Source organism: Bradyrhizobium iriomotense (genome assembly GCF_018129405.1).
In the GTDB taxonomy this organism is placed as follows: Bacteria; Pseudomonadota; Alphaproteobacteria; order Rhizobiales; family Xanthobacteraceae; genus Bradyrhizobium; species Bradyrhizobium iriomotense_B.
The window spans coordinates 122,283-140,163 of the sequence record NZ_JAFCLP010000013.1; the positions used below are offsets into that span (position 1 = coordinate 122,283).

Consider the following 17,881-nt stretch of genomic DNA (forward strand, 5'->3'; position numbering starts at 1 on the left):
GAATTGCTCCTTCACGGCGATCACGCCTCCCTGACAATTTGCGGCTTTATCGCGCTTCCTGACAGGAGCATGATCGACATCATCCAAAGCGGCAAGCGCCAAAACAGTGCAAAATGTCCGCGGGACGGAAACGAAGAGGACGATCATGCACAAGCCGGCCCCAGCACAGCCAAAAAATGCCTCGGCCGAGCAGTCCGGCCTGCTGGCACCCGATACCACGGGCATGAATTTCTACCGCGCCGATCCGGCGCTGACGGACCTGCTCCGCATCCATCTGCCGGATAATCTGTTCCGCCACATCGAGCCGCATCTCGATCGCCTCGGCGAGATGGCCGGCGGCGTGCTCGACGAATGCGCGCGGCTCGCCGACCGGCACACGCCAGTGCTGCACCAGCGCGACAAGTTCGGCCGCGACGTGCAATGGATCGAATATCACCCGGCCTATCGCGAGCTGGAGAACGCCGCGTTCGGCCAGTTCGGCATCCATGCGCTTTCGATCCGCAAGGGCATCATGGGCTGGCCGGACAAATATCCTGTCGTCGCCAAGCACGCCTTCACCTTCCTGTTCAACCAGACCGAATTCGGCATGGGCTGTCCGATCAACGTCACCGACGGCTGCGCCAAGCTGCTGGCGAATTTCGGCAGCGAGGCGCTGAAGGAAAAATATCTGGACGGCCTGACCTCGACCGACATGAGCAAGCTGACGCAGGGCGGCCAGTTCATGACCGAGAAGGAAGGCGGCTCCGATGTCGGCACGCTGACCACGCGCGCGGTGCAGGAGGGCGACCATTGGCGTCTCTATGGCGAGAAATGGTTCTGCTCGAATGCCGATGCGAAAGTCGTGATGCTGCTGGCGCGTCCCGAAGGCGCCGGCCCCGGCACGCGCGGCGTCGGCCTGTTCCTGATGCCGCGCTTCCTCGACGACGGCTCGCAGAACCACTACCGGATCGTGCGCCTCAAGGACAAGCTCGGCACGCGCTCGATGGCATCTGGCGAGATCAAGCTCGAAGGCGCGATTGCGTACGCGGTCGGAAAGCTCGACCGCGGTTTCGTGCAGATGGCCGAGATGGTGAATTCCTCGCGGCTGTCCAACGGCGTCAAATCCACCGCGCTGATGCGCCGCGCCTATCACGATGCGCTTGCCGTGGCGACCAACCGCGTGGTGTTCGGCCAGCGCATCATCGATCTGCCGCTCGGCCGGCGGCAAATGCTGAAGATCATGCTGCCGGTCGAGCAGGGGTTGTCGATGAGCTTTCTCACCGCCGACGCGCTCGACCGTGCCGAGGCCGGCAGCCAGGATGCGGCGGCGCTGTTGCGGATCCTGACCCCGACGCTGAAATTTCGCGCCACGCGCGATGCACGAAAGGTCTGCGGCGATGCGCTCGAGATGCGCGGCGGCATCGGCTACATCGAGGAATTCGCCACCGCCCGCCTGCTGCGCGATGCGCATCTCGGCTCGGTCTGGGAGGGCACCGGCAACATCGTCGCGATCGACGCGCTGCGGCGCGCGGTCGGCCGCCACGGTGCGGAGTCTGCGCTCGCCGCCGATCTGCATGCGCGGCTCGATGACAGCGCCTCCGTGCCGCAGGCCTGGCGCGACAATCTGCGCGGCCTTGTCGATCGCGCGGTCGCCTTCGCGCGCGAGGTTGCGGGGAAATCCGAGAACGAGGCCGATGCGAGGCGTGCGACGAGCCTGCTCTATCATGTCGCCAGCGCGGTGGCGCTCGCCTGGGAGGCGCATCGCATTCACGAGATCCGCGGCGATGCGCGCCGGCTGCTGCTGTCGCGGCTGGTGATCGACCATCGCGTGACGCCGAGCGATCCGTTCCGGCTGACGGAAAATGCTGTGCAGGCGAAGATCGCCGCATTGCTGCTCGGCGATCGCGATGCTGGCATGAGCGAGGTTGGCGAACTGGTTCTGACAGCGTAGGCTGCGCTCCGCGATCAAAACAAGAAACGCGATAGGGAGTGTTCGATGAAGGCCGCCGTCCTCTATGAAGTCAACCAGCCGCTGGTCATCGAGGATGTCAGCCTGCCGAAGCCCGGCCCGCGCGAGGTCCTGATCCGCACCGCGGTCGCCGGCCTCTGCCACTCCGACTTGCACTTCATGGAAGGCCTCTATCCGCATCCGCTGCCGGCGGTGCTCGGGCATGAGTCTGCCGGCGTGGTCGAGCAGGTCGGCTCCGATGTCACCTATGTGAAGCCGGGCGACCACGTGGTCACCTGCCTGTCGGTATTCTGCGGCACCTGCGACAATTGCACCACCGGCCGCACCGTGCTCTGCACCGATGCGACGGTGAAGATGCTGCCGGGTGTCTCCAACCGGATGCAGTGGTCGAAGCCGGAGAAGCTGCACCAGTTCCTCAATCTCTCCTCCTTCGCCGAGCAGATGCTGGTGCACGAGAACGCCATCGTGAAGATCCGCAAGGACATGCCGCTCGATCTCGCCGCGCTGATCGGCTGCGGCGTCATCACCGGCTATGGCGCGGTGGTGAACACGGCGAAGGTGACGGCCGGCGAGACCGTGGCGGTGATCGGCTGCGGCGGGGTCGGCATGGCCGCGATCAACGGCGCGCAGATCGCGGGCGCCGGCCGCATCATCGCCATCGACACCAATCCGGCAAAGCTCCAGCTTGCGACCAAGCTGGGCGCCACCGACATCATCAATCCCGCCGACGGCGACGTCGTGAAGCAGGTCCGCGACCTCACCAATGGCGGCGTGCATCACGCCTTCGAGGTGCTCGGCCGCAAGGAGACCGCGGAGCAGGCGTTCGGCATGCTCGCCGCCGGCGGCACCGCCACCATCGTCGGCATGATCCCGTTCGGCCAGAAGATCGAGCTGCACGGCTTCGATTTCCTGCGCGAGCGCAGGATCCAGGGCTCCTCGATGGGCTCGAACCATTTCCGCGTGGACATGCCGCGCCTGGTCGATTTCTACCTGCGCGGCCGGCTGCACCTCGAGGACTGGATCTCGGCGAAGCTGAAGCTGTCCGAGATCAACGAGGGCTTCGCCAACATGAAGGCCGGCAAGACGCTGCGCAGCGTGATCGTATTTGATAGCTAGCCGCTTTCACCTCTCCCCGCTCTTTGCGGGGAGAGGTCGGATCGCCTCCGGCGATCCGGGTGAGGGGCTGTGCAGGGCGGTGCCATGCAATTGGTCTCTCCGAATCCCTGATTGATTAGTCGGTAAGCTTCGAGCGTGCGGCCGGCAGTGTGCCATGCCCCTCACCCGCCGCCTGCGCTGCGCTCCGGCGTCGACCTCTCCCCGCATTGCGGGGAGAGGTGAAAACCTCACCGCGACACGTGTGCCGACACCGCCAGCCATGTCCCGTTCTTCTTCGCCCAGCAATCGGTATACCGCCCCGTCGCCTGCTGACCGTCCGACGTGGTGTAGCTGGTCGCCGCGTGGATGATGGCGAAGTCGCCCATGATGCGGATGATGACGTCATACGCATGCAGGTTGCGGATCGCGATCGGCCGCGCCGTCTGCTCCAGGAAGGCGGCGCGATCGACCAGCGTCTTGTCGGGATTGGAGCAATAGAACTCCGGCGCCAGGATCTCGTCGAAGCGCTTGACGTCGCAGTTCTGCACCGAGGCGACGTAGTCGCGGTTGAGCGCGGTGAGCTGTTCGAGATCCTGGCTCATGGTGTGTTCTCCCTCCCTGTCATTCCGGGGCGCGCGGAGCGCGAACCCGGAATCTCGATGTTATCTTACTCCGTCATTGCGAGAAGACCGTAGCCCGGATGAAGCGCAGCGCAATCCGGGGGTGTCTTTCCGCGGAGAGGCTGTCCCGGATTTCGCTGCGCTTCATCCGGGCTACAGGAATCCTCGAAAGCATCAATCGTCGAACATCTTCGGCGGTTTGAACCCGCCGAATTCGCGCTCGATCAGCTCGGCGAGCTTGAGCGGCGTGCGATCTTCCAGCCACGGGCCGACGATCTGGACGCCGACGGGCAGGCCGTCTTTCGACAGACCGAGCGGAACGGCCGTCGCAGGCAGGCCCGGAAGCGTTGCGACGCCCGGCCAGGCGAGCTGGTCGGAATAGGGATAGTCCGTGCCGTCGATGCTGATGCATCGCAGGCTCTGTTCCGGCGAATGATCGTGCGGAAAGGCCGGCGTCGGCATGATCGGGCAGATCACCGCGTCGAAGCTCCTGAACAGCGCGCGCCATCGCGCACGCAGGCCGGCGCGCGCATTGGCGTCGAGCACCCAGGCGCGGTGGCTTGCAATCGTGCCGCGCAGTCGCTCGGCGCCGAGGCTCCGGTCCTCCGGCGACAACTGGCTCGCCCGTGCCTGCGATTCCGCCAGCTCCTCGGGCAGGAAGAATGCGCCGAGGAAGCCCAGCAGCATGCGCATGTAGAGCCGTGACGTCTCCGCGAAATCCGGCAGCAGTTTGCTCTCGCGCGCGACAGTCACGCCGGCCTTCGCGAGATCGGTTGCGAGCTTGTCGATCGCGCCGCGGACATCCCGGTCGGTCGGCAGCAGCGGATGGCTGTCGATCACCAGGACACGAAAATCCCGCAGCGACTGATGTCGTGCAACCGGCAGGTCGAGCTTGTAGGCGACACCGGCGTCCAGCGGATCCGGTCCAGCCATGACGTCGAGCAGCAAGGAGAGGTCCGCAGCGGTGCGTGCCATCGGGCCGATGACGGCGAGGTCGCCTTCGCGCGGAAGGGCCGGAAACGGCGGCGGGGTCTCACCGCGCGCCGGGCAGAGATTGATGGTCGGCTTGTGCGCGAAGATGCCGCAGTGAAATGCCGGCACACGCAGGGAGCCGCCGATGTCGGAGCCGGTGGCGAGCGCGCAATAACCTGCGGCAAGAGCTGCCGACGATCCCCCGGACGATCCACCCGGCGTGCGGCCGAGATCATAGGGGTTGTTCGTGGTGCCGTAGATGTCGTTGTAGCTCTGCCAGTCGGCGAGGCCGACGGGAACGTTGGTCTTGCCGAGGATCACGCCGCCGGCCTCTTTGATGCGGGCGACCGGCAGTGCGTCTTCCGCCGGCCTGAAATCCTTCTGCGGCACAAACCCCCAGGTCGTCGGCAGGCCGGCGATGTTGAAGGATTCCTTGATCATCAGGGGCAGGCCGAGCAGCGGCTTGCGCTCGCCGCGCGCCAATGCGGCGTCCGCCTCGCGCGCGGCGCCGAGAGCGCGATCGAAATCCCGGACGCAGATCGCGTTGATCTTGCCGTCGTGACGCTCGATACGGGTAATCGCGTCCTGCGTGAGCTCGACCGCCGAGACCTTCTTCGCGCTCAATGCGGCCGACAGCTCGACCGCGCTCTTGAAACTCCATTCCGATCTGGCCACGGCGCTTCTCCCGCTCTGGTTGTTCGGGGATGATGCGCAGTTTAGCCGAACGCTGCAACCGCTGATTGATGGCGATTGATATGTCTCAAGTTGTCATCGCCCGCGAAGGCGGGCGATCCAGTATTCCAGAGACGGTTGTGATTGAACCGATAGGTCGCGGCGTACTGGATGCCCCGCCTTCGCGGGGCATGACCGCAAGTGTGGGGCAGCTACGCCGCCCCGATCACTATCCCCACCGCCAGCACGATCGCGCCGCCGAGAACGATCTGGAACACGGCCTGGAGGAACGGCGTGTCCATGTAGCGCGAGCGGATGAAAGCGATCGCCCACAATTCGAAGAACACGACGACGCAGGCGATCGCGGTCGCGATCCAGAACGCATTGGGCCAGCTGTCGGGCACCAGATACGGTGCGGTGTGGCCGAGGCCGCCGAGCGTCGTCATTGCGCCGCAGGTGACGCCGCGCAGCCAGGGCGAGCCGCGCCCCGTGAGCGAGCCGTCGTCGGACAAGGCTTCCGCAAAGCCCATGCTGATGCCGGCACCGATCGAGGCGGCGAGGCCGACGAGGAAGGTCTGCCAGTTCTGATGCGTGGCGAAGGCCGCCGCGAACAGCGGCGCCAGCGTCGAGACCGAGCCGTCCATCAGGCCGGCGAGGCCCGGCTGCACATATTGCAGCACGAACATGCGCCGGCGCGTGCGGTCTTCCTCGGCGCGCACGTCGGGCTTGAGGATCTCGTCGGTCAGCCGGGCGGCGGTGTGCTCGTGGTTCTTCTCGGCCTCGGCGAGGTCGCCGAGCAGCCGGCGCACATTGACGTCCTCGGCCTGCTCGGCGGCCTTGGCATAGAAGCGCTCGGCCTCGAGCTCCATGGTCTCGACTTCCCTGCGGATGGTGTCGAGCGGCAGGTTCTTTGTCAGCCAGATCGGCCGGCGGCGCAGGAAGCCCTTGACGTCCTCGCGGCGGATCGGCGGCAGATGCTGGCCGAAGCGCTGCTCGTACAATTCCAGCAGCATGTGGCGATGGCCGCGCTCCTCCTCGGCCATCTGCTCGAACAGCTTGGCCGAGTCCGGATAACGCTCCTTCAGATCCTCGGCGAAGGTCATGTAGATGCGGCTGTCCTCCTCCTCGGAGGAGATTGCGACCGCCAGCACCTCGCGCTCGGTCAGATCGGCAAAATTCTTCACGGCGGCCCTGTTTTACTAGTTTAGAACTATTCTAAACTATATAGGGCGCCGCGGTTTCCGGGTCAAATCAGGCCGTGCCGGCCTTTGCGAGGAAGTCGAGCAGCAACCGGCTCACCTCGGCCGACTGCTCCTGCTGCACCCAATGGCCGGCGCCGTCGACGAGATGGCAGCCGAGCATCTTCGTGCAGCCGCGCCCCTGCATTGCCTCGAACACGCCGGGGCGCTGATAGGTGCCCCAGTCCTGCTTGCCGGAGATGAAGCAGGAGGGCACGTCGATGCTGCGGCCCGCGAACAATTGCATCTCGCTGTTGAGCATGCCCGACGTGCCGTAGCGATACCATTGCAAGCCCCCCTGGAATCCGGTGCGGCCATATTCGGCGCTGTAATAGGCGAGGTCGCTGTCCGGTAGCCATCGATTGGCGGCGATGGCGGCGGGCGAGGGCATCTCCTTCGCGACCGTCTCGGCCATGGTCTCACCGGCGTCCATCACGTAGTAGGTCGGCAGCTTTGCCAGCTCGTCTGCGGACCACGCCTTGAGCGGATACGGCTTGTTGTCGGTCCAATCCGCGCTCTTGTGATGGTAATAGGCGCGCAGGAAATCGTGCACGCCTTGCGGCGCGTGCTGCATGTCGGCATTGGCTTCGCGCGTCGCGTAGTACCATTGATAATGCTTGCGCGGACGCGGCAGCGCGGCGAGTTCGCGATGAACGGGGTCTTCCGCCGCGAGCTTTGCCGGTGCATCGACGGTGTTGAAGGGCAGCGTCGGCGCTCCGCCGAACGGTGCGCTCATCAGCGTCACCGAGCGAAACACGTCGGGCCGGATCAGCGCGCACCACGCCGCGACCGGACTGCCGAAATCATGCCCGGCGAGATCGACCTGCTTGTAGCCGAAGGCCGACACCAAAGCGAGCACATCGCGCACGAGGTTGAGGAGAGAGAACGGCGCAAGGTCGCCGTCATAGTCCGCGGTCCATCCGGTGGTGCGGCCATAGCCGCGCTGGTCCGGCGCGATCACGTGATAGCCGGCCTCCGCGAGCGCCGGCATCACCTTGCGCCAGGAGAAGGCGAGCTCGGGAAAGCCGTGCAGCAGCAGGATGCAGCGACGGCCCCTGGTCTCGAAGCCGGCTTCGAGCACATGCATGCGCAAGCCGTTGATGCCCTCGACATGACGCGAGCGGATGCCGGCAGGCAGGGGGACGGCGGGGAGTGTTGTCATCGCTTTCTCCACCCGGTTGGAATCGTAGGGTGGGCAAAGCGAAGCGTGCCCACCATAAGGAGTGGTGGGCACGGCGCGCAAAGCGCGCGCCTTTGCCCACCCTACGGCATCTCGGCTAAGTCACACCGCGAAACATTCGAACGCGTTGCCCTTGCGCTTGATCTTCCCCACCGACGGCGACGGAAAATGCGCCGTGCAGCACAGCGTGTCGGTGTCGCAATAGCGCTCGAGAAAACTGCGGCGCGTCGTTGCCGCCTTGGCCGGGTCGACGTCGAACTTGATCGACAGCTCCGGATAAAGCGTCTGCAGCGGCGAATGCATGAGGTCGCCGGAGAACACGGCGTCGTCCTTGCCGCGCCCCATCGTAACAGCGATATGGCCCGGCGTGTGACCGGGCGTCGGCAGGATGCGGACGTGATCGCCGATCTGGTGATCGTTGCTGACAAGCTCGTGCCTGTTAGCCTCGACCACCGGCAGCACGCTGTCGGCGAAGGGTGGCACTTCCGCCTTGGCGTTCTGCTCTGTCCAGTGGTCGAATTCCTGCTTGGCGAAGATGTAACGCGCCTTGGGGAAGGTCGGCACCCAGCGCCCGTTCTCCAGCCGCGTGTTCCAGCCGACGTGATCGACATGCAGATGCGTGCACATCACGAAGTCGATGTCGCCAGGCGAGAACCCGGCTGCCTTGAGCCCGCTCAAATACGTGTCGTCGGTCTTCATGTTCCATTTCGGCCGATTGGGCCGCGGCTTGTCGTTGCCGATGCAGCTGTCGACCAGGATGGTGTGGTGCGGCGTCTTCACCACATAGGATTGGAAGCAGAGCAGCAGCACGTCGTTGTCGTCGAGCGCCTTGGCCTGCCGCATCCATGCCCGGTTCTCCGCCAGCACCTCGGGTGTCAGTCCCGGCAGCATCTCCAGCGCCGGGACGAACGAGGTTTCCTGCTCGATGATGCGATGGATGGTGAGATCGCCGACCGAGAACTTCAGGCTCATGGACACTCCTTGCAGGTTACGCCGCCGGCGGCACCGAGATATTCACCGATGGCCGCTCCAGCATCTTCTGATGGAACGCGTCGAGCTTCGGATAGGCCTTGCGCCAGCCGCAATCGGCGAAGCGGAAATCGGCATAGCCGAGCACGCAAACGAGGCCGATCTGCGAGATGTCGAACGGACCGTTCAGCACGTCGGGCATGTTCTCGAAGCGCGCCATGCCGGTCCAGGCCCTGTTCCAGTGATCGTCCGACCACGCCTGCCATTGCAGGCCCTGCGGCCGCACCATCTTCTCGTAGCGGCACAGCAGCATGGAATCGAGCATGCCGTTGATCAGGGAGTGATTGGTCTTGGCCTTCCAGCGCCGCGGGCCGTAATCCGGGATCAGGCTGCCGCCGGCCATCTCGTTGAGATATTCGACGATGACGTAGGAATCCAAAATGACGTTGCCGTCATTGGTGATCAGCACCGGCAGCTTCTTCAGCGGCGTGATGCGCGAATAGTCCTCATTGGCCGTGCCCGGCGCGACGGTCGCGGGGGTCAGCTCGATCTTGTCGATCAGCCCGAGCTCGATCGCGGCAATGCGCACCTTGCGGGCAAAGGGCGAGGCGGGGGAGAAGGTGAGCTTCATGGCGAACATCCCAAAATGAAAGTTGTGGTTCGTCATTGCGAGGAGCGAAGCGACAACATTGCGAAGCAATCTTGCGCTGGAGCGACGAAGCAATCCAGAGTGTCGCCGCGGAGGGATTCTGGATTGCTTCGCTTCGCTCGCAATGACGGGGAGAGGGCGGAGGCCTTACGCCGCGATGATCTCCTGGCGCTGCTCGCCGAGGCCCTCGATGCCGAGCGTCACGACGTCGCCGACATTGAGGAAGGTCGGCGGCTTCATGCCGAGGCCGACGCCGGGCGGGGTGCCGGTGGTGATGATGTCGCCCGGCAGCAGCGTCATGAACTGCGAGACATAGGAGATGCACTTGGCCATGGAGAAGATCATGGTCTTGGTCGAGCCGGTCTGGCGGCGCTGGCCGTTGACGTCGAGCCACATCGACAGGTTCTGCACGTCCTTGATCTCGTCCTTGGTCGCGAGCCACGGTCCGACCGGGCCGAACGTGTCGTGCGACTTGCCCTTGGTCCACTGGCCCAGACGCTCGATCTGGAAGGCGCGCTCGGAGACGTCGTTGCAGACGCAGTAGCCGGCGACGTGGTTCAGCGCGTCGGCTTCCGAGACGTACTTGGCGCGGGTGCCGATGATGGCGGCGATCTCGACCTCCCAGTCGAGCTTGGTCGAGCCGCGCGGCTTCTCGACCGCATCGTTCGGGCCGGACAGCGAGGTGTTGGCCTTCATGAAGATGATCGGCTCGGTCGGGATCGCAGCGCCGGTTTCCTTGGCGTGGTCGCTGTAGTTGAGGCCGATGGCGATGAATTTCGAGATCCCGGTGACCGGCGCGCCGAACCGCGGCTTGCCCGAGACGGCGGGCAGCGAGGCGGGGTCGAGGGCCGCCAGCTTCTTCAGGGACTCCGGCGAATAGGCCTCACCCGTGAGATCCTTCACATGCGCTGACAGGTCGCGCAACTGGCCGGATCTGTCGATCAGGCCGGGCTTTTCCGCACCCTTTTCGCCATAACGAACAAGCTTCATTCTCGTTTCTCCCTGGAGATTGGACCGATCGGTTAATAGCTTCATGGAACAGGGCGGCGGGAAATTCAACCGCTCAAAACGGGTCGCATTGCAGCCCTTACTTTGTAGGGTGGGTTAGCGAAGCGTAACCCACCTCTTTTCTTTCCGAGGGGGATAGACCGTGGTGGGTTACGCCCAGCGGACTGCGCTGCGCGCAGCCGCAGGTCTAACCCACCCTACGAAGCCTACGACCCCAGCGCCACAAACCTGAACGCGTCCTCGTCGCGCCTGATGTGCCCGGCCGAAAAATGTCCGCCGATCACCAGCGTCTCCGTGTCGGCAAAGCGGCCGAACAACTCGGCCCTCGTCGCGGCTGATTGCCTCTGGTCGGAATCGGCGGTCGAGGACCAGTCGAGATGCGCCATCTGGCAGGGATGATGGGCGACGTCTCCGGTGAGCAGGCCCTGCTTGCCGTCGGATTTGATCAGGATGCTCATATGGCCGGGGCTGTGGCCCGGAGTCGGGATCATGCTGATCTCGTCAGACAATTGGTGATCGCTCGGGATCAGATCGGCCCGGTCCGCATCGATAATCGGCTGCACGGAATCGCCAAACACGGCGGCCTTGTCCGGTTCGATGGAATGGTCGCGCCAGTGCTCGTATTCGGTGCGGCCGAAGACGTAACGCGCCTTGGCAAAGGTCGGCACCCATTGGCCATCGACCAGCTTCGTATTCCAGCCGACGTGATCGACGTGGAGATGCGTGCACAGCACCGTGTCGATGCTATCAGGGGCAAAGCCTGCCGCGGTCATGGTCTCCAGGAATGGCGTGGTGCGGTTGTTCCAGGTCGGGACGCCGCGGCCCTGCTTGTCGTTGCCAAGGCCGGTGTCGACCACGATGCGGCGCGTCGGCGTTTCGACCACCAGCGAATGGATCGACATCTTCAGCCGGCCCTCTTCGGTGGCGAAATGCGGGATCAGCCAGGGCAGCTTGCGGATTTCATCATTGGTCGCCAGCGGCAGGATGAAGCGGGTCGAGCCGACCGTCTCCAATTCCACCACCTTGGTGATTTTAACCCTGCCCACCTTCCACTGCATCGGGCGCCTTCCCATGTTCTTGTTTTGGTGACGAAACATGCGGTGTTTCCGCCGTCAAGCGCAATGGATCATCTGGTGCGATGCGGCGTTATCGCGGGAACCCAAAGAGAACCCAAAGAGAAAGCGACGTCAAAAGAGGCTGCCATGCCAGAGCTTGCAATTTCCGCCGAGAAAGTCGCCTTCATCATCGAGAAGGCGCGCGAATTCGACGTCAAGGAAGGGGATTCCGATCCCGATTCGGGCTCGAATCCGAGCGATGATGACGCGGTCGATGTGCTCGAGGATGACGGCTCCGATCCCGTCGGCCGCGAGCTCGGCGGCTTCATCGTTGCGCTGAACGAGGACGAGCAGGTCGATCTCGTTGCGCTGACCTGGCTCGGCCGTGGTGACGGCACGATCGACGATTGGGACGATCTGCGTGCCCGCGCCGTGGAGGCGCGGTCCGAGTATCGCAAGCCCCGGCACGAAACGGTGCAATATCTGCTCGGCGAGCCGATGCTGGGCGATCTGCTCGCCGATGGTCTCGATGCCTTCGGCATCGACTGGACCGACGAGCGCCTCACCGCCGATTCCTCCGATCCCAGCGAGCGTGACGAGGACGAGCCGACGAAGCAGCGGTGATCTTGCAAAGCGCTCTCTCCCCGCAGCAGCGGGAAGAGAGCAAAGGGGCGTTACAGCGTCCCCGGGAAGGCGCCTCCATCGAGCAGAATGTTCTGCCCGGTGATGAAGCCTGCCTTGGCGCCGCAGAGGAAGGCGCAGGCATAGCCGAACTCGTCGGGCTGGCCGAAGCGGCCGGCCGGGTTGAGCTTGGCGCGCTCGGCCAGGATCTGCTCGGGCGTCGTGCCGCGCTTGTCGGCTTCGGCCTTCGCGGTGCCGGTCAAACGGTCGGTCTCGAACGGGCCCGGCAGGAGGCCGTTGATGGTGACGTTGTTGATCACCGTCTTGCGCGACAGGCCGGCGATGAAGCCGGTGAGGCCGGCGCGCGCGCCGTTGGAGAGGCCGAGGATGTCGATCGGCGCCTTCACCGCGGCCGAGGTGATGTTGACGATGCGGCCGAACTTGCGCGCCATCATGCCGTCCACGGTCGCCTTGATCAGCTCGATCGGGGTCAGCATGTTGGCGTCGATCGCCTTGATCCAGTCGTCGCGGGTCCAGTTGCGGAAATCGCCGGGCGGCGGGCCGCCGGCATTGTTGATCAGGATATCCGGATCGGGGCAGGCCTTCAGCACCGCCTCGCGCCCGGCCGGCGTCGTGATGTCGCCGACGATCTCGGTGACCTTCACGCTAGGATAGGCCTTGCGGATGTCGTCGGCGGTCTTCTTCAGAGCTTCGGCGCCGCGCGCGGTCAGCGTGACGTCAACGCCGGCTTCGGCCAGCGAGATGGCGCAGGCGCGCCCCAAGCCCTTGCTGGATGCGCAGACGATGGCGCGGCGACCTTTGATCCCAAGATCCACTGTTTCACTCCCGTAATGTCAGGCAGGTTTTGGACGGGCCGCACTCTAGCCAACTGTGACGCCGCTGATAAGGGAGGCGCCCGCATCAAAATGCATGCACGCCCGCGCGGCGATGCAAATGCGCCTGATCAGATGTGCCGCTCCTGCTTGAGGCGGTCGATCACGGACGCCGCCTCCGGCGGCAGCGACTTGAAGCCCATCTGGCCGGCGGCCGAGAACAGCGGCCGCAGATGCGAGCCGGCGAGGAACGGCGGCTGGTGGTTCACCGGCACGATCCGGTCGAACACCAGCACCAGCGTGGTGGCGACGAGGCCGACCCTGGCGGCGCCGAGCGCAGCGCCGCCGAGCCGGTCGCCGATGCCGGCCTCGCCGATGGTGTCGTTCAACGCGACGCGGCCGATACGGCCGAACAGCATGCCGACGACGACGAAGATGCCGAAGAACCAGATCCAGTTCTGCAGCAGTGGCGAATTCGGATTGCCTGCGATCTGCGGCGCGATCAGCGGCATCAGCGCGACCGCGATCGGCGCAGCGATGAGATAGGCGAGGATGGTCATGCCGCTGCGGAGCAGGCCGGTCCTGAAACCCAGGCCCACCGCGACGGCGAGCGCGGCATAGACGGTGAGATCGAAACTGTTCATGAACACAACCCTGGCTAGATGGAACGAATGAACGCCGGGCCGGTCATTCCGGTTTCAGATCGCTAAAATCGTCTGTATTGATGGCTTCAAAAGAGCAGGGGTCACGCGCAAGGACATCGTCATGTCAGGCCTATTCGACGTCAGTAAAGAAACCATCCTCGTCACGGGCGCGAGCCAGGGACTGGGGCGGCAGTTTGCCCGGGTGCTGGCAGCGCATGGCGCGGCCGTCGTGCTGGCGGCGCGGCAAACGGACAAGTTGAAGAGTCTGGAACAGGAAATCCGCGGCAAGGGCGGCCGCGCCGCCGCCGTCGCCCTCGACGTCACCGATACAGCTTCCATCACGAAGGCCGTCGATGCGGCGGAATCAGCGCTCGGGCCCGTCACGGTGCTGATCAACAACGCCGGCATCGCCATCGAGAAGCTCGCGACCGAGCAGACCGAGGCCGATTGGGATGCCGTGATCGGCGCCAATCTGAAGGGCGCTTATTTCCTTGCGACCGAAATCGCCCGCCGCATGATCGCGCGCAAGCAGGACGGCAACATCGTCAACATCGCCTCTGTGCTCGGCACCGGCGTGCTGAAGGCGGTCTCGCCTTATGCGATCTCCAAGGCCGGCATCATCCAGGCGACGAAAGCGATGGCGCTGGAGCTCGCGGGACAAAACATCCGCATCAACGCGCTCGCGCCCGGCTACATCGACACCGAAATGAACCACGCGTTCTGGTCGACGCCCGCAGGCGAGCGCCTCGCCAAACGCATCCCCCAGCGCCGCGTCGGCGCCGAATCCGATCTCGACGGCGCGATCCTGCTGCTGGCCTCGAAGGCGTCGCGCTACATGACGGGGAGCGTGGTGACGGTGGATGGCGGGTTCTTGCTGAATTGAGCCCAACTGTCGTCCCGGACAAGCGCAGCGAAGCGGAGCGCAGATCCGGGACCCATAGCCACAGGACGTGGTTTGGCGAAGACTCGGAGTTACGATCTCGCCCCACACAACTCCCTGTGGTTATGGGTCCCGGCCTTCGCCGGGACGACAGCGGAGAATGAGGCGGCTATATCGCAATTCGCCGGGACGACACCGTTGAGAGAGCGTCGCCTAACTCGCCCGCATCTCCGCACCTATCATATCCGCCGCCTTCTCCCCGATCATGATCGTCGGCGCATTGGTGTTGCCGCCGATCAGCGTCGGCATGATCGAGGCGTCGACGACGCGCAATCCCTCCACCCCGCGCACCTTCAACGCCGGATCGACCACGGCCATCGCATCCGTGCCCATCCTGCAGGTGCCGACGGGGTGATAGACCGTGTCGACCCGCTCGCGCAGCACGGCGCGGATGTCGTCGTCGGTGCGCACATCGGCGGTGAACATGTCCTTCTTCTGCAGCGCGCGCAGCGCCGGGGTCTCCATCAGCCGTCGCGTCGTCTTGAAGCCGGCGACCATCGCCTCGAGATCCTCCGCCTCACCCAAAAAGTTCGGATCGATCATGGGGGCTGCGAGCGGATCGGCGCTTTTCAGCCATACGCTGCCGCGGCTCTTCGGTCTGAGCAGACAGAAATGGCATGAGAAGCCCGCCTCCTTGTGACGCTTGCGGCCGTGGTCGTCGAGCATCGCGATGACGAAGTGCAGTTGAATGTCGGGTACGTCGAGGTCGGCCTGCGTCTTCAGGAAGCCGCCACACTCGGCGAAATTGGTGGTCATCGGTCCGCGTCGCTCCCTGCGGTACCGCTGGATCGCGCGCAGCAGGGATGGCAGCCGACTGATCGACGAGTGAACGAAGTGCGGATAGTCGGAGGCGTAGACGAACACGAAATCCGGATGGTCCTGCAGATTGCGCCCGACGCCCGGCAAATGATGCACGACGCCGATGCCGTGCTCGCGAAGCGCCTTGCCGTCGCCGACGCCCGACAGCATCAAGAGCTGCGGCGACTGGAAGGCGCCGGAGGAGAGGATCACCTCGCGTCGGGCGCGCAGCTGCTTCTTCTGCCTGTCCTGCACATATTCGATGCCGACTGCGCGTGCTCCTTCGAACAGGATTTTCGTTGCCTGCGCCCCCGTCTCGACCCGCAGATTAGCGCGCTTGTCCATGTGGGGATCCACATAAGCGCGCGCCGCGCTCCAGCGCTCGCCATGGTGCTGCGTCACCTGGTAGCTGCCGAGCCCTTCGTGGTCCTCTTCATTGAAGTCCTCGCGGATGCGGAACTGCGCCTCGCGCGCAGCCTGATGGAAGACGTCATGGATCGGATTGTCCGAGCGCAGTCTGTTGACATGCAGCGGGCCGCCCTTGCCGTGAAATTCGCCGTCGAAATCGGCGTTGTTCTCCGAGCGCTTGAAGTAGGGCAGCACGTCTGCATACGACCAGCCGGAATTGCCGAGCGCGGCCCAGTGGTCGTAGTCCCATTTGTGGCCGCGGATGTAGACCATCGCGTTGATCGCCGAGGAACCGCCGAGGCCCTTGCCGCGCGGTTGATAACCGATACGGCCGTTCAATCCCTTCTGCGGCACGGTATCGAACGCCCAGTTGGCCGCGCTGTATGGCAAAGCGAGCCCGAATGGCGTGGTGATCCGCCAATTGTCGTTCCGCCCGCCCGCATCGAGCAGCGCCACCGAGGTCGCCGCATCCTCCGACAGCCGGCCCGCGACGGTGCAGCCGCCGGAGCCTGCGCCCACGACGACGAAATCGAATGTGTCAGTCAATGTTGTTTCCCCCTTATTGTCATTCCGGGGCGCGAAGCGAACCCGGAATCTCGAGGTTCTCTGGTGCGCAAGTGCGCACCAGAGTTCGCTTCGCGCCCCGGAACGACGCCCCCCTACGACATCAACCGCATCAACTTCTCCAGCCGCGCGATCTTGCCGCCATAGGGCGGATAGAGATCGGCGAGGCGGTTGAACTTCGAGCGATAGAACACCGGCTTCAGCTTGCTGAACGTGCGAAAGCCCCATTCGCCGTGATAGACGCCGGTGCCGGATGCACCGACGCCGCCCATCGGCTGGTTGATCTGCGCAAAATGAAACAGGCAGTCGTTGACGGTGACGCCGCCGGAGATCGTGCGCGCCAGCACCTCGTCGCGGGCCATGCGGTCCTTGCCGAACCAGTAGAGCGCAAGCGGCCGGTCGCGCGCGTTGACGAAGGCGATCGCCTCGTTCGCATCGCGAGTGCCCAGCACCGGCAGCACGGGGCCAAAGATCTCCTCCTGCATCACCGCCATCGCGTCCGTCGCACCGAGGATCAGCGTCGGCGGGAATTTGCGGTGCGCCTTCCAGTTGGGATCGTCCGCCTTCGCCGGTTGCAGGATTTTTGCGCCGCGCTGGGCGGCATCGGCCACGAGTCCCTCCAGCCGGGCATAATGACGGTCGGAAATAATAGACGTGTAGTCCCTGCTCGCGGAATCGGCGCCGAACATGCGCCGCATCTGCGCGCGCACCTTCTCGGCGAAGGACTGCACGGAATTTTCCGGCACCAGCACGTAATCCGGCGCGATGCAGGTCTGCCCGGCATTGAGCAGTTTTCCGTAGGCGATGCGCTCGGCAGCCTCGTCGAGATCAGCCGATGCATCGATGATCGCGGGCGACTTGCCGCCGAGCTCGAGCGTGACGGGCACCAGATTGCGTCCCGCGGCCTCCGCGACCAGCCGCCCGACCCGGGTCGAGCCGGTGAAGACGAGATGATCGAAGGGGAGGCTCGCAAAGGCTTTTGCCACGTCGTCCTCGGTGCCGGTGACCAGCAGCTCGGTCGCATCGAACCTTGCGGCAATCGTCTCCTTCAGCAGCGCGGAAAAGTGCGGCACCAGCTCGCTCGGCTTGATGATGGCGCGGTTGCCGGCGGCGATGGCGCCGATCGCGGGCGCGAGCGTGAGCTGGAGCGGATAATTCCAGGGCGCGATGATGCCGACGACGCCGAGCGGCTGCGCCATCAGCCGGTTGCGCGCGGGCAGGAATTGCAGCGCGGTGGCGACGCGCTGCGGCGCCATCCAGCTCTTCAGGTGCTTTGTCGCGTGCCGGATCTCGCTGTAGACCATCATCGCTTCGGCGATCGTGGTCTCGACCGCCGAGCGGTGGCCGAAATCGGCCGAGATCGCCTGCCGGAAGCGCTCTTCATTGTCGGCGACGACGGTGCGCAGCCGCGCCAGCCGGTCGAGCCGTTCAGTCGTCGTCGCGGCCGGCTCGGCCCGCGACCGCGCGACCATGGCATGGAAGCCATCCGCCAGCGCTCCGACCGGAGCGCTCGTCAGGGATTGATCCAAGGGACGATCCAGGGCGTGGTCCATGGCGTTCTCCCCTCAAAGGGCGTTTGCCCCGATTTTTGTTGCCGCAAGCTGGCCCTTTGCGGAACTTCTGGCAAGTCTCCGCCAAATCGACCGGAATCCGGTCCATCTGCCTGT

Annotated in this window: 16 protein-coding genes; 4 read left to right on the forward strand and 12 right to left on the reverse strand. The window is 64.7% G+C overall.

The genetic code is table 11. The features are described 5' to 3' along the window. The first annotated feature begins 145 nt into the window (after positions 1–145). Both JQ592_RS24725 and JQ592_RS24730 read left to right on the forward strand, forming a co-directional pair. Positions 146–1,930 carry an acyl-CoA dehydrogenase family protein gene (locus JQ592_RS24725; protein ID WP_211405378.1) on the forward strand — a complete coding sequence of 595 codons (1,785 nt, stop codon included), beginning with the start codon at positions 146–148 and terminating at the stop codon, positions 1,928–1,930. A 45-nt stretch (positions 1,931–1,975) separates the two neighbouring features. Further along, a complete protein-coding gene (locus tag JQ592_RS24730; RefSeq protein WP_211405379.1) occupies positions 1,976–3,064 on the forward strand; it encodes a Zn-dependent alcohol dehydrogenase in 1,089 nt (362 codons plus the stop codon). 227 nt (positions 3,065–3,291) lie between these two features. On the opposite strand, the gene JQ592_RS24735 is transcribed toward JQ592_RS24730, so the two are convergent. The 8 genes from JQ592_RS24735 to JQ592_RS24770 all read right to left on the reverse strand — a co-directional run bounded on the left by JQ592_RS24735 (position 3,292) and on the right by JQ592_RS24770 (position 11,409). Next, entirely contained in the window at positions 3,292–3,645 is a 354-nt protein-coding gene (locus JQ592_RS24735) for a nuclear transport factor 2 family protein (protein WP_211405380.1), read from the reverse strand. Positions 3,646–3,837: 192 nt separating this feature from the next. Then, positions 3,838–5,310 (reverse strand): amidase, encoded by a 1,473-nt coding sequence (locus JQ592_RS24740; protein ID WP_211405381.1) that lies wholly within the window; start codon positions 5,308–5,310, stop codon positions 3,838–3,840. 209 nt (positions 5,311–5,519) lie between these two features. Next, the gene (gene mbfA, locus JQ592_RS24745; RefSeq protein WP_211405382.1) at positions 5,520–6,491 is read right to left on the reverse strand and encodes an iron exporter MbfA; all 972 of its coding nucleotides are present in this window, start codon (positions 6,489–6,491) and stop codon (positions 5,520–5,522) included. A 67-nt stretch (positions 6,492–6,558) separates the two neighbouring features. Continuing rightward, positions 6,559–7,707 (reverse strand): alpha/beta hydrolase, encoded by a 1,149-nt coding sequence (locus JQ592_RS24750; RefSeq protein ID WP_211405383.1) that lies wholly within the window; start codon positions 7,705–7,707, stop codon positions 6,559–6,561. 120 nt (positions 7,708–7,827) lie between these two features. Further along, positions 7,828–8,697 carry an MBL fold metallo-hydrolase gene (locus tag JQ592_RS24755; protein ID WP_211405384.1) on the reverse strand — a complete coding sequence of 290 codons (870 nt, stop codon included), beginning with the start codon at positions 8,695–8,697 and terminating at the stop codon, positions 7,828–7,830. 16 nt (positions 8,698–8,713) lie between these two features. Beyond that, positions 8,714–9,325: a glutathione S-transferase family protein gene (locus JQ592_RS24760; protein WP_211405385.1), complete on the reverse strand. Its 612-nt coding sequence runs from the start codon at positions 9,323–9,325 to the stop codon at positions 8,714–8,716. A gap of 165 nt (positions 9,326–9,490) precedes the next feature. After that, complete coding sequence (locus JQ592_RS24765) at positions 9,491–10,333, reverse strand: fumarylacetoacetate hydrolase family protein (protein ID WP_211405386.1); 843 nt, start codon at positions 10,331–10,333, stop codon at positions 9,491–9,493. A 224-nt stretch (positions 10,334–10,557) separates the two neighbouring features. Continuing rightward, positions 10,558–11,409, reverse strand: coding sequence for an MBL fold metallo-hydrolase (locus tag JQ592_RS24770; RefSeq protein WP_211405461.1), 852 nt, complete (start codon positions 11,407–11,409; stop codon positions 10,558–10,560). Between the two features lie 144 nt (positions 11,410–11,553). Here JQ592_RS24770 and JQ592_RS24775 point away from each other — a divergent pair, with 144 nt between their 5' ends. Continuing rightward, positions 11,554–12,030, forward strand: a complete 477-nt coding sequence (locus JQ592_RS24775) for a DUF3775 domain-containing protein (protein WP_211405387.1) — start codon at positions 11,554–11,556, stop codon at positions 12,028–12,030. 50 nt (positions 12,031–12,080) lie between these two features. Here the strand turns inward: JQ592_RS24775 and JQ592_RS24780 are convergent, their stop codons facing one another. Then, the gene (locus JQ592_RS24780; RefSeq protein ID WP_211405388.1) at positions 12,081–12,863 is read right to left on the reverse strand and encodes an SDR family oxidoreductase; all 783 of its coding nucleotides are present in this window, start codon (positions 12,861–12,863) and stop codon (positions 12,081–12,083) included. Positions 12,864–12,991: 128 nt separating this feature from the next. Next, on the reverse strand, positions 12,992–13,504 hold the full coding sequence (locus tag JQ592_RS24785; RefSeq protein WP_211405389.1) for a CvpA family protein: 513 nt from the start codon (positions 13,502–13,504) through the stop codon (positions 12,992–12,994). 121 nt (positions 13,505–13,625) lie between these two features. Here JQ592_RS24785 and JQ592_RS24790 point away from each other — a divergent pair, with 121 nt between their 5' ends. After that, positions 13,626–14,387: an SDR family oxidoreductase gene (locus JQ592_RS24790; RefSeq protein WP_211405390.1), complete on the forward strand. Its 762-nt coding sequence runs from the start codon at positions 13,626–13,628 to the stop codon at positions 14,385–14,387. A 210-nt stretch (positions 14,388–14,597) separates the two neighbouring features. Here JQ592_RS24790 and JQ592_RS24795 read toward each other — a convergent pair whose 3' ends face one another. Together JQ592_RS24795 and JQ592_RS24800 are read right to left on the reverse strand one after the other, a co-directional pair. After that, entirely contained in the window at positions 14,598–16,196 is a 1,599-nt protein-coding gene (locus JQ592_RS24795) for a GMC family oxidoreductase (RefSeq protein ID WP_211405391.1), read from the reverse strand. 113 nt (positions 16,197–16,309) lie between these two features. Next, positions 16,310–17,767 carry a coniferyl aldehyde dehydrogenase gene (locus JQ592_RS24800; RefSeq protein ID WP_211405392.1) on the reverse strand — a complete coding sequence of 486 codons (1,458 nt, stop codon included), beginning with the start codon at positions 17,765–17,767 and terminating at the stop codon, positions 16,310–16,312. Positions 17,768–17,881 lie beyond the last annotated feature (114 nt).